Annotated in this window: 11 protein-coding genes; 6 read left to right on the top strand and 5 right to left on the bottom strand. The window is 62.1% G+C overall.

Annotated elements, in window-relative coordinates:
- Positions 1-21 precede the first annotated feature (21 nt).
- Positions 22-1,794 carry a cytochrome c biogenesis protein DipZ gene (locus tag J5286_RS09465; protein ID WP_209190110.1) on the bottom strand — a complete coding sequence of 591 codons (1,773 nt, stop codon included), beginning with the start codon at positions 1,792-1,794 and terminating at the stop codon, positions 22-24.
- A 310-nt stretch (positions 1,795-2,104) separates the two neighbouring features.
- On the opposite strand from J5286_RS09465, the gene J5286_RS09460 reads away from it, so the two are divergent.
- From J5286_RS09460 to J5286_RS09445, 4 genes are all read left to right on the top strand, one after another.
- Positions 2,105-3,145, top strand: coding sequence for an alpha/beta fold hydrolase (locus J5286_RS09460; RefSeq protein WP_209190109.1), 1,041 nt, complete (start codon positions 2,105-2,107; stop codon positions 3,143-3,145).
- A gap of 96 nt (positions 3,146-3,241) precedes the next feature.
- Positions 3,242-3,982, top strand: a complete 741-nt coding sequence (locus J5286_RS09455) for a response regulator (RefSeq protein WP_018898117.1) — start codon at positions 3,242-3,244, stop codon at positions 3,980-3,982.
- Positions 3,979-5,295: an ATP-binding protein gene (locus J5286_RS09450; RefSeq protein WP_209190108.1), complete on the top strand. Its 1,317-nt coding sequence runs from the start codon at positions 3,979-3,981 to the stop codon at positions 5,293-5,295. The genes J5286_RS09455 and J5286_RS09450 overlap by 4 nt, the downstream gene beginning before the upstream one ends.
- A gap of 187 nt (positions 5,296-5,482) precedes the next feature.
- The gene (locus J5286_RS09445; RefSeq protein WP_209190107.1) at positions 5,483-5,899 is read left to right on the top strand and encodes an organic hydroperoxide resistance protein; all 417 of its coding nucleotides are present in this window, start codon (positions 5,483-5,485) and stop codon (positions 5,897-5,899) included.
- Positions 5,900-6,020: 121 nt separating this feature from the next.
- Here J5286_RS09445 and J5286_RS09440 read toward each other — a convergent pair whose 3' ends face one another.
- Positions 6,021-6,947 carry a LysR family transcriptional regulator gene (locus J5286_RS09440; protein ID WP_209190106.1) on the bottom strand — a complete coding sequence of 309 codons (927 nt, stop codon included), beginning with the start codon at positions 6,945-6,947 and terminating at the stop codon, positions 6,021-6,023.
- Positions 6,948-7,048: 101 nt separating this feature from the next.
- Here J5286_RS09440 and J5286_RS09435 point away from each other — a divergent pair, with 101 nt between their 5' ends.
- Together J5286_RS09435 and J5286_RS09430 are read left to right on the top strand one after the other, a co-directional pair.
- Positions 7,049-7,840 (top strand): SDR family NAD(P)-dependent oxidoreductase, encoded by a 792-nt coding sequence (locus J5286_RS09435; RefSeq protein WP_209190105.1) that lies wholly within the window; start codon positions 7,049-7,051, stop codon positions 7,838-7,840.
- A 9-nt stretch (positions 7,841-7,849) separates the two neighbouring features.
- Positions 7,850-8,152 (top strand): putative quinol monooxygenase, encoded by a 303-nt coding sequence (locus J5286_RS09430; protein ID WP_209190104.1) that lies wholly within the window; start codon positions 7,850-7,852, stop codon positions 8,150-8,152.
- Between the two features lie 97 nt (positions 8,153-8,249).
- Here the strand turns inward: J5286_RS09430 and J5286_RS09425 are convergent, their stop codons facing one another.
- Genes J5286_RS09425 through J5286_RS09415 form a run of 3 tightly spaced genes read right to left on the bottom strand, consistent with a single transcriptional unit; the run spans position 8,250 to position 11,919 of the window.
- Positions 8,250-9,692, bottom strand: coding sequence for a cytochrome c (locus J5286_RS09425; RefSeq protein WP_245205627.1), 1,443 nt, complete (start codon positions 9,690-9,692; stop codon positions 8,250-8,252).
- Positions 9,693-9,712: 20 nt separating this feature from the next.
- Positions 9,713-11,359 (bottom strand): GMC family oxidoreductase, encoded by a 1,647-nt coding sequence (locus J5286_RS09420; protein ID WP_209190102.1) that lies wholly within the window; start codon positions 11,357-11,359, stop codon positions 9,713-9,715.
- A gap of 2 nt (positions 11,360-11,361) precedes the next feature.
- Positions 11,362-11,919 (bottom strand): sugar dehydrogenase complex small subunit, encoded by a 558-nt coding sequence (locus J5286_RS09415; RefSeq protein ID WP_209190101.1) that lies wholly within the window; start codon positions 11,917-11,919, stop codon positions 11,362-11,364.
- Positions 11,920-12,150 lie beyond the last annotated feature (231 nt).

Genomic DNA, 12,150 nt, shown 5'->3' with positions numbered 1-12,150 from the left:
GATGTGTAGGTTGGGTAGAGGTCAGCCGAAGGTGAAGGCGTAGGCTTCGACGCCGGGATCGAGAAAGCGGATCTGGAAGTTGTGCGCCTCGACGTCGCCGGCCTGGCGGACAAGCTGATAGAGCCTGGTCGACGTCACCGTGCCGTTGCCATCGGCATCGGTGTCCGCGCCGTGGTCGGGACCGGGCGCCTTACCGTCGATCGTGACCTGGAAGCGGACGGGCTTTCCCGATGCATCCGGGCCGAGCACGAGGTGCAGGTCGCGGGCGCTGAACCGGTAGGCGATGCCGCCATCCGCCTGCTCGAGCGTTGCCTGCTCACGACCGATCGTCCATGCGCCCGACAGCCCCCATTCGTTGAGACCGAGATCGCCGACCGAATAGGTTCTGCTGGCATCGTTGTGCAGGCCCTCCGGCGAGGCGAAGTTGGTGGCCTGTTCGTAGCCGATGTAGGTCTCGCCGGAACGGATATCCTTGAGATCGGGGCTTGCTTCCGCGCCCTTGGCATCCGGCGCTACCGTGCTGGCGGCCATCTTCGCGCTGCCGGTTTCATGGATCAGATCCTGGATTGCCTGCTCGGTCTGGCGATAGTTGCCTTCGCCGAAGTGGTGGTAGCGGATCTGGCCCTTGGCATCGATCAGGTAGTGGGCGGGCCAGTAGTTGTTCTCGAAGGCGCGCCAGATCTTGTAGTCGTTGTCGATGGCGACCGGGTAGGTGATCTTGGCGTCAGCGACGGCCTTGCGGACATTGTCGATCTTCTTCTCGAAGGCGAACTCCGGAGCGTGCACGCCGATCACGACGAGACCCTGATCCTTGTACTTCTCGGCCCAAGCGCGGACGAAGGGCGTGGTGCGGATGCAGTTGATGCAGGAGTAGGTCCAGAAGTCGACAAGGACGACCTTGCCGCGTAGTTGTTCGGCGGTCAGCGGCGGCGAGTTCAGCCATTCGACGGCACCGTCGAGCGATGGGGCAATGCCTTCGACCGGCAGGCTTGCCTTGAACGGTAGGTTGCCGACGGCGGCCGTCATCGCGCCGTTGCTCGCGACCTCAGCGGGTGCCGCCAGATCACGCTTTGCGTTGAAGCGGTCGAGAACTGCCTGTTCGAAGGATGTCGTACTAGCATAGGACAGCCGAGCCAGAAGGCCGGTATCGGCGCCGAGTGCGATTGCGGCCACGCCGGCAAGGACTGCTGCGCCGAGAACCTGGCGAACACGCTCGCTGACACCCAGGGACCGCTTCATGCCGGCAAACACCTTGCCTCCGAGGAGCAATGCAACGGCAAGCGAGGTGGACGCACCGGCTGCGTAGGCGATGAGCAGGAAGGTCGTCTCCAGATTGGCGCCCTGCAGTGCGGCGCCCGTCAGAACAAGCCCAAGGATCGGGCCGGCGCAGGGCGCCCACAAGAGACCGGTCGCGACACCAAGGATCAGCGAGCTCAGCGCCGTCGGCGCGGCGCCCGGCTTACCGGAGGCCTTCATTAATCGGTTGCCGAAATCGACGACCGGCTGCGTGATCGTGCTTGCGACGCGCGGCGAGAGCAGGCTGACGCCGAAGATGGCGAGCAGGGTGAGTGCCGCGAGGCGACCATATTCATTGGCGTGGATCGCCCAGCTCCCGCCAACCGCTGCAAGCGACGCGACAACCGCGAAGGTGGCAGCCATGCCGATCAGCATCGGCAATGTGCTGCGGACAAACGGCTGGCCGGCACGGGCGAAGACGAAGGGGAGGATGGGCAGGATGCAGGGGCTGAGGATGGTCAGCGCCCCTCCGAGATAGGCAATGATGAGAAGCGTCATCGTCGTTTCCTTTGAGACCAGGTTCGGATGCTGAAGGGCGACTGGCTCGATCAGCAGTGACGCCAATCTGTTGTGACGACGTATCCGGGATGTGTCCGGCCCCTAGGAGAAGTGTGTCGAACTGTAGCGATCGCGGGCCGTGCTACAGAGCGAAACAATCGGCGGCGAAAGGGCTTGGCGATTGTATCGCAATGTATCCGGACGCGCCGTCGCTACAGTCGCATGCAATAACGGTCCGCCGGCGACACATCGGGGATACACGCCGTCGGCTTTATGGCGATCATAGTCAACACGGACAGGAGAGAGACCCATGACCAACGCAATCAACCTCGACCGCCGCCGCTTCTTCGGCATTGCCGCAATGACCGTCGCCGCTGTCGAGTTCGGCGCCGCAACGCTCGCAAACGCGCAGACCGCTGCTGCTTCGCCTGCAAGGAAGGTCGGCGGGCACCAGTCGTTTGAATCGCTCAAGCAGATCAAGGCCGGCGTGCTCAATATCGGCTACGCCGAGGCCGGCCCTGCAAACGGTCCCGCCGTCCTGCTCCTGCATGGCTGGCCTTATGATATCTATAGCTATGTCGACGTCGCTCCGATCCTTGCAAATGCGGGATACCGCGTGATCGTCCCCTATCTTCGCGGCTACGGCACCACGACCTTCCTATCCAAGGATACGCCACGCAACGGCCAGCAGGCCGCGCTTGCAGCAGACATGATCGCGCTGATGGATGCGCTCAAGATCGAGAGCGCGATTGTCGCCGGTTATGATTGGGGTGCCCGCACCGCCGACATCATGGCCGCCCTCTGGCCGGAACGCTGCAAGGCGCTGGTCTCCGTCAGCGGCTACCTGATCGGCAGCCAGGAGATCAACAAGAAGCCGCTCGCGCCCAAGGCCGAACTTGCCTGGTGGTATCAGTTCTACTTCGCCACCGAGCGCGGCCGCGCAGGCTATGCCGCCAATACCCGCGACTTCGTACGGTTGATCTGGGAAACCGCGTCGCCCACCTGGAAGTTCGACGACGCGACCTTCGATCGTTCGGCACCGGCCTTCGACAATCCCGACCACGTCGACATCACCATCCATAACTATCGCTGGCGTCTTGGGATCGTCGAAGGCGAGGCGAAGTATGATGCCTATGAAAAGAAGCTGGCCATGGGTCCTGTCATCACCGTGCCTACCATCACCATGGAAGGCGACGCCAATGGCGCGCCCCATCCCGACCCGTCGGCCTACAAGGCCAAGTTCTCGGGCCGCTACGAGCATCGCAACGTAACTGGTGGCATCGGCCACAATCTGCCGCAGGAAGCTCCCGAGGCTTTTGCCCAGGCCGTGATCGACGTCGCGTCGTTCTAAAGCGATCGGCCACCCGCGCGAAATCCCCTTTACTCGCGGTGGCCGACGCGAAATTAATGCTGACTTTACGAGCGCGAATCGTGTGAAAGACGAGACATGGAGCACATCGACCATATTCTGATCGTGGACGACGATCGTGAGATTCGCGAGCTCGTATCGAGCTACCTGAAGAAGAACGGCCTGCGCACCACCGTTGCCGCCGATGGCCGCCAGATGCGCAGCTTTCTCGAAGGCAATTCCGTCGATCTGATCGTGCTCGACGTGATGATGCCGGGTGACGACGGCCTGGTGCTGTGCCGTGAGCTCAGGGCCGGCAAGCACAAGGCCATACCCGTGGTCATGCTGACGGCGCGTGACGACGAGATGGACCGGATTATCGGCCTTGAAATGGGCGCCGACGACTATCTGCCGAAGCCCTTCGCCGCGCGCGAGCTTTTGGCGCGGATCAAGGCGGTGTTGCGCCGGACGCGCATGCTGCCGCCCAATCTGCAGATCACCGAGGCCGGTCAGCTCCTGACCTTCGGCGACTGGCGTCTCGATACCGTCGGCCGCCACCTGCTCGACAAGGAGGGGACCGAGATCGCCCTGAGCGGCGCCGAATACCGGCTGCTCCGTGTCTTCATCGATCATCCCCAACGCGTGCTCAATCGCGACCAGCTGCTCAATCTGACACAGGGCCGCGATGCGGAGCTGTTCGACCGCTCGATCGATCTTCTGGTGAGCCGCGTGCGCCAGCGGCTGGGCGACGATGCGCGCGAGCCGACCTATATCAAGACGGTGCGCGCCGAAGGCTATGTCTTCTCCGTTCCGGTTGAGATATCGGAGCCGAGGACATGAGCGAGGCGCGCCCTCGCATCGGCTGGTGGCCGGGTTCGTTGCGTTCCCGGCTCTTTCTCATCCTGTTTGCCGGTCTGGCAATCGCCTATGGCCTGTCGTTCAGCATCCTCTTTGCCGAACGCTACATGTCGGCGAAAGCCGTCATGCTGGGCACGCTGGAAAGCGATCTCGCGACCTCGATCGCCGTCATTGACCGCCTTCCGGCCAATGAGCGGGCCGACTGGGTCGATCGCCTGAGCCGTGGCAACTATCGCCTCGTTCTCGGTCCGGGCCTGCCTGGCGTGTCCGACATGTCCGGCCGGGGCGCCGAGATCGCGGAACGGATCGAAGAAGCGGCGGGCCACAAGTTTCCCCTCAAGGTCGAGTCCATCCCCGGTGACGGCAAGAGGCTTCAGGCCCATCTGACGCTGTCCGATGGTTCGCCGCTGACGATCGACGTCACGCCGCGCGGCGTCATGCCGTTGGCGGAGTGGCTGCCTTATGTCTTCGCCGCGCAGATGGCGCTTCTCCTCATATGCACCTGGTTTGCCGTGCGCCTGGCCATTCGTCCGCTGAGCGCGCTTGCCGCCGCCGCCGATACGCTCGATCCGTCCAAGAAGGGCGAGCCGATGAGCGAGCGGGGCCCGAGCGAAGTCGCCCACGCCGCCCGCGCCTTCAACGCGATGCGCGACCGTATCGCGCATTATCTGGAGGAACGCGTGCAGATCCTGGCCGCGATCTCGCACGACCTGCAGACACCCATCACCCGCATGCGGCTACGCGCCGACATGGCCGACGACACGCCCGAGAGGGAGAAGCTGGTCAACGACCTGCGCGAAATCGAGCGACTGGTGCAGGACGGCATTGCCTATGCGAGAAGCTCGCATGGCAGCGGCGAGAAAAACTCCCGTATCGATCTCTCCTCTTTCATCGACAGCATCGCCTACGACTATCAAGACACTGGAAAGGCCGTGACCGTGCTTGGCGTCGTTCAAGGCACGGCCTCGACCAAGCCGCATGCGCTGCGGCGGATACTCACGAACTTCATCGACAATGCGCTGAAGTTTGCGGGCAGTGCTGAGATTGCCGTCGAGCGGAGCATGGAGGGCGATGTTGTCGTCACCGTTCTCGATCGCGGGCCCGGTATTCCCGACGATATGCTTGAAAGCGCCATGCAGCCCTTCTTCCGGGTCGAGACATCGCGCAACCGGGATACAGGCGGGACGGGGCTCGGGCTGGCGATTGCCCAGCAGCTCGCCGGAACGATCGGCGGCTCGGTGCGGCTTTACAACCGCACGGATGGCGGCCTCGCGGCCGAGGTCCGGTTCCGCTAAGGCCGGTCCTCTTCGCCGGTGGCTGGGCGCTTTTTGTAAGCCTGAATGTCCCCAAGCCGTTGCGTACGTTCTGATACACTTCCGCCATTTTCCGAAACACGCCGGATACGCGGATCCATCAAAACACTCCCTGTCAGCCAACGTCGCCCAAGCGATAACAAAAGGCGACGCAACAAAGGAGTGTTCCATGACCAAGATTGATACCGTTCTCTACACCGGCAAGACCCACACCACAGGCGGCCGCGAGGGGGTTGCCCGCAGCGACGACGCACAGCTCGACGTTCGCCTGTCGCCTCCCGGCAGTGGCAAGCCGGGCACCAATCCGGAGCAACTGTTCGCGGCCGGCTGGTCGGCCTGCTTCATTGGCGCGATGACCAAGGCCGCTGGCAAGCGCCAGCTCAGGCTCCCGGCCGAGACGGCGGTGAACGCCGAGGTCGATCTCGGAACGACCGATGGCGCCTATTTCCTGCAGGCGCGCCTGGCAATCAGCCTGCCGGGGATCGATCCAGAACTCGCGCGCGCGATCGTTGAGGATGCGCACCAGACATGCCCCTATTCGAAGGCAACGCGCGGCAACATCGCCGTCGAGCTGACATTGGTCTGAGTGGGCGGCAAGGGAGACATTGCAATGAAGATAGCTGTCTTTGCGGTCATGATCGCGGCGGTCCTCGCATCGCCCTGCATCTACGATGTCATGTCGAACGAGCCATCGCCCCTTGCCGTGATCATCGGTTCGCCTCTCCATGGAGCAGAGGCGAACCGGCCAGGGTGACGACCATGTGCTCTATGAAGGCACGGACGCGGTTGGGCAGCGGCCCGCCGCCCACGTAGACGGCGTGAACCAATTCCAGGTCTCCTGGATTGTGTTCCTCGAGCAGCGGCACCAGCCGTCCGGTCCTGATGTCGTCTGCCACATGAAACAGACCAATGCGGGCGATGCCAGCGCCCGCGAGCACCATCTGCTTCATCGTCTCGCCGTTGTTGACAACGATGCTGCCCTTCACTGGCTGGCCAACCTCGCGTCCCGCGACGCGAAATGGCCATGACGGTCTCGCGCGCCGGAAATTGAATGTCAGGCAGTCGTGTTGTTCGAGATTCCCGGGTGTTGCCGGATATCCGCGGCGTTCGAGATAGCTCGGCGCGGCACAGACCACGCGTCGGCTTTGTCCCAGTTTGCGGGCGATCAGCCCGCTGTCTGGCATATTGCCCATCCGGATGGCGACATCAGTCTGCTCCGCCACCAGATCGACGATGCTGTCGGTCAGGCTGAGGTCAACGATCAGATCGGGATTGCGGGCAATGAAATCCGGTATGGCCGGCACCACGAACATCGTACCGAAGGGAATGGTTGCGTTGATCCTGAGCCGACCCCTGATCGCACCTCCCGCAGCTTCCTGATCCGCATCGTCTAGCGCTTGCAGGATTTTCAGCGCCGCATGGTGATAGGCTTCCCCTTCCTCGGTCAGGGTCAGGGCGCGGGTCGTGCGCAACAGGAGCCGCGTGCCGAGCCTGGCCTCTAGGCGCGCGATCAGCTTGCTGACCGCCGATGGCGTGAGGTCGAGGTTGCGGGCCGCGGCGGAGAAGCCGCCATCGCGCACAACGCGCGCAAACACTTCCATCTCACCGGAGCGCTCCATCAGGATACGTGGCATTGATGATCCTTGTTCACAGGTGCATGTTCTCTGAAAGCAATAGTCCATTCGGCGGCAAAGTCATAGATTGTGTTCATCAACACAACACTTGGAGCCCCGCAATGGACATGCAACTCACCGGAAAGTCCGCACTCGTGACCGGCGCCACCGCCGGTATCGGTCTTGAAATCGCCCGTACGCTCGCGGCGGAAGGCGTGCGCGTCATCATCACCGGGCGCGACGGCTCCAAGCTCGATGCGGCCGTCGCCGCCATTAAGGCAACCGGCAAATCCGACGTGACCGGATTGCTGGCCGATGCCGCCAGTGCCGAAGGTGCTCAAATCATCGCCAAGGCGGCGCCTGCGGTCGATATCCTCGTCAACAATCTCGGCATCTACGAGAGCAAGGCCTTCGGCGATATCACCGATGCCGATTGGAGCCACCTGTTCGACGTCAACGTCATGAGCGGTGTGCGCCTGTCGCGGACGTATCTTCCCGGCATGCTGGAGCGCAACTGGGGGCGTATCATCTTCATTTCGAGCGAATCCGGCCTCGCCATTCCGCAGGACATGATCCACTACGCAACGACCAAGACCGCTCAACTGTCGATCTCGCGCGGACTGGCGCAGTTGACGCGCGGCAGCAACGTCACCGTCAACTCGGTCCTGCCGGGACCGACACGTTCAGAAGGCATCGAGGCGTTTCTGCGCAGCCAGGCCAGCGACCCGTCCGCGCCGATCAAGCAAATCGAGGCCGAATTCTTCGCGACGGCGCGTGCCGCGTCGATCTTGCAGCGCATGGTGGATGCCGAAGAGGTGGCCAACCTCGTGGCCTATCTCGCCAGCCCTCGCTCATCGGCCACGAACGGCGCTGCGCTGCGTGCCGAAGGCGGCCTCGTCAACACCATTGCTTGAGGACGATCGATGGCCAACGAACCGCTGACCATTATCGCCATCACCACCGCCAAAGCGGGCAAGGAAGTGCTTCTTGGTGAAGCCCAGGAAAAGCTTGTTGCCGAGACATTGGTCGAGGATGGTTGCCTGCGCTACGAACTGCACCAGTCGCTCGACGACGGACGCGTTCGCGTCTTCGTGGAAAGCTGGGAGAGTGAGGCCAAATGGCGCGCTCATATGGAGGGCGCCGCGATGCGACGTTTCCATGCGCTCGGCGTCGGTGACTACTTTGCTGATTTCGCGCTTCACCGGCTGACCAAGGTTGCCGGCTGACGTTGACTGCTCGGAATGCCGCGCTAACAGAGATGGAGAACGCCGCCCTTGGGCGGCGTTCGATTGTATGTATCAGACTGTACGTCTTGCTCGGCTGTTAGCCTATCGCCACGCTCGTCTTGTGGCGCCGTCGAAGAACAGACACCAAGATGCCGCCGGCCAGCACGACCACAAACGCTGCCGCAGCTATCGCGGGCAGGATGTAAGGCTGCATCTTTGCTAGCAGGGGTACCGGGCCGCCGCTACGTGCGATCGCGACATCTTCCATCGTCACATGTGCTTCAGGATTGCCGAAGCGTTTGAGCACATAATTTGAGATATCTGCTATCTCTTTGTCACTGAGCGGCGTGACGTAGGAGCCGGGACCGAAGCTCGGCATCAGCACCTCGTGTTCACCTGTCGTCCTCTCGACACCGTTGAGAATTGCCGCGACGAGATTGGCGGGCTTGCCCGCTCCCGTCGCCGTGTTGTGGAACAGTGAGGGATAAGCCTGGTTTTCGCTGCCCGCGCCATCCGGCTGATGGCAGCTCGCGCAATAGCCGCTGTAGAGTTCCTCCCCGTTGCGAAGGCTGTTGTGCTCGTTTGGTCGGTAGACGCCACGGATATTCGCTTCGTCGCTGTGGGCGGAGCCGAACGCATGGGCAGGCTGGGCGTCGGCCTGATCACGAATGGTCGGTACGGTTTTCAAATACTTCGCAAGAGAACGGAGATCGCTTTCGGGAAGGTATTGCAGACTGTTCTGGATGGCTTCGGCCATCCCGCCCGCGGCCTGGTTCTTCCCGTCGGCGTGGCCGGTGCGGAAATACTGCACGAGTTCGTCGTCGCTCCATCCGCCGATACCGCTGACAGGATCAGAGGTGATGTTCGGCGCATACCAGGGACCAACGAAACCGCCGCCAAGGAAGGCGCCGCCGTCTTCGCCCATCAGCAGGCCGCGCGGCGTGTGGCACGAGCTACAGTGGCCGAGCGCGCCAGCGATATAGGCGCCGCGGTTGATCTCCGCGCTCTTCGTGGTGTCCTCGACGTAGGGGTGCTTGGTCGCGTAAAGCAGATTCCAGCCCGCCATCGACAAGCGGATGTTAAACGGGAACGGCAGGGCGGTTTCCTGCTTCGGCGCGGTATCGACGGGCTCTACGCTATTCATGAAATAAGTGTAGAGCGCGCGAATGTCGTCGTCAGTCATCTCCGCATAGGCGCTATAGGGCATGGCCGGATAGAGGTGAGCTCCATCCTTACGGATGCCCAAGCGCACGGCCCTCGAGAAATCCGCCTCGCTGTAGTTGCCGATACCGGCAGTTTTCGAGGGAGTGATGTTGGTCGAGAAGATCGTGCCGAGTGGCGAGACGATCCCGTATCCGCCGGCGAAAGGCTTGCCGGTTTTGGGGACTGTATGGCATGCCATGCAGTCCGCGCCGGTGGCGACCATGCGACCTTTTTCGATAAGTGCGGCCTGATTCTCGGAAGCAGATTGAGCGAAGGCTTGGTTCGCGCCCCCCGCGGCAGTGCCAAGCAGCAGTGCGGCCAGCGCGGCATTCTTCATCTTATGTCGTATCCGCATCGTCATGCTCCCAGCACGTGAGAGATGTCGTCGGCGGCCTTTATGCCGAGCGCCGCCATTGTTAGCGTGCTGTTGACCACGCTGGCGGAGGGAATTGCTGAGCCGCCGGCGATCCAGAGGTTGGAGTGGTCGTGCGCACGGCAGTTTCCGTCGACGACCGAGGAGGTCTTGTCGCTGCCCATGATCGCGCCGCCCATGATGTGGTTGTTTGCGTTGAGCGATTTGGTGATGTTGACGTCGGTCGCATTGAAGAGCGAGGCGATGTGCTGCAATTGCAGGACGGCCGCGTCATAGCCTTTGCGGACATAGTCGCCAACATCGTAGTAGACATCGGGGCACGGAATGCCGTGCGGATCCACGCGAGTCTTGCTTAGCGTGATGCGGTTCTTCGGATCTGGGAGAGGCTCGAGACTGATCGACAGATCGACACCGTGGATCGTGCGCTTGCGGATTTCGGCATCGAGTTCGGCGCCAACCAGCCCCTGCTTGAGCGCCGCGCTTGTGGCGCCGGTCACCTGCGTGATGTTGTTCAGGATCATCTTGTTGGCCGAATATTCCGAGCGGAACGCGCCGTCGCGCGGGCCAACGAGGCAGCTGCTTTGAGCCGGACCGCGGCCTATCCACAGCGGTTCTTCCGCCTGGAAGAAGCAATGGAAACCGGAATGGTCCATCATGTTGCGACCGACCTGATCGGAGGAGTTGGCGATGCCGGCCGGATTGCGCTCATTGGCCGCCGCCAGCAGCAGGCGCGGCGATTCCATCGAATTGCAGGCAATGACGAAGGCTTCGCCCGTCGCCTTGTGGGAACGATGTTCGTTGTCGTACCAGTGGACGGCGGTGACCCGATTGTTCTCGTCCGTGTCGATCTTGTAAACCACCGATTCCGCGAGCACGACCGCACCCTTGGCTTCGGCCGATTGGACCGAATGGATGCCGTTATACATGGCGCCGATCGGACAGATGGGCTGGCAGTTGTTGTTGCCGCAGCAGGTCGGTCGACCATTCCACGGACGCGTGCTCCGGCCCTGCGGGATTGGTACCGAACGATAGCCATGAGCGTTGACGATTTCCGCGAAGCGCTTGTCGCCATAGCTCCATGGCACCATGTCCATTGGGTAGGGACGGCTGCGCTCGGCAGGCGATTGTAGTGCCGGATCGTTTGGCCCGGCGACCCCCATGGCCTCCTCGGCACGACAGTAATACGGCTCGAGTTCATCGTAGGAGATCGGCCAATCGATGCCGACACCGTAGGTGGAGCGCATCTTTAGGTCGACAGGCAGATGTCGCCAGCTTGAGGCCGCCCAATGCCAGGTCGTTCCGCCGACGGTCTTCAAATATCCCTGCTTGAAGCCTTTGCCGTCAGGGCCGGACAGCTCCACATAGTTGTTCTCCGGCCAATAGAGTGGCGCAGGCGCCCATTTCGACTGCGGGTAGAGGCCCTGGAAGTCCGAGCCGGCTCGGTTCTTGAACGGCATGTTTCGCCAGTTTTCGACCGCCTGGGCGCGCTCGATGCGAAGTCCTGCATCCAGAACCAGAACGCTTTTTCCCTCGCCGGCCAGTTGGTCCGCGATCAGAGCGCCGACAACGCCGGAGCCGACAATCACGACGTCGGCCGTCGCATCGCCGTTCGAAAAGACGGGAGATTTCATGATCAGAGCACTTTCGGATTGTTGATTGGCATGCGGGTCATTTCCGGCGGCAGGCCGGTCCACCACATCGGACCCTTGTTGCAGTAGGTCGGCACGGTAAGTCCGTCCTCGACGGGGCGATACATCAGTGCGTCCTTGTAGGCGACGACCACAGGTCCCTTCTTGGTGTCGACGGTGCCGGTGTACCAGGCGGTCAGAATGGCGAGCAGAAGTTCGCCGTGGCCGGCCTGTTCGGCGGCTCGCTTGAAGGCGTTCGCATCCGGCTGCGCACCGGCGATGGCGGCCAGCGCGTCCAGTGTCGCGGCAAGATCGCTATGATCGGATAGCAGCGCCTCGTAAATACGATCCGACGTAGTTCCCGACAGAAGAGGCTTTGCCGTGATAGCCTTGGAGACGGCATAGAATTGCGGGTTCTTGGCCAGGGCTGCTTCCTGCGCCCACAACGCGGATGGCATTACTGCGGACAGGACCAGCGCGGCCGTGCCTGACAGTAGGGATCTTCGGCTTACTTGGGGAGCCAGGTGCCAGGCGTCGGCCGGCGTTTCAGAGGGACTGTTCATAATTTATCGCTCCAGAAGGCATGCGAGATTGCGCCCGCAATGCCATCGGCAAGGTGGTTGTGATCGAGGGATCGATTTCGGCGCGACGTCCATTTCAGAGGGGCGAGGGTCGAAATGACGCAGGTCTTTTCGTATTTAGATCGATCTAAGTCAATGCGTTATTGTTGCATGTGCGAAATGCGTGCGCTGCAATGCGATGACGCATTGCAGGTATTCTATTTCGGTGGACCG

The organism is Rhizobium sp. 16-488-2b, assembly GCF_017741815.1.
Taxonomy (GTDB): Bacteria; Pseudomonadota; Alphaproteobacteria; order Rhizobiales; family Rhizobiaceae; genus Rhizobium.
Note: the sequence above shows the minus strand (reverse complement) of the source record. Positions and strands in the feature narration are given on the sequence as shown.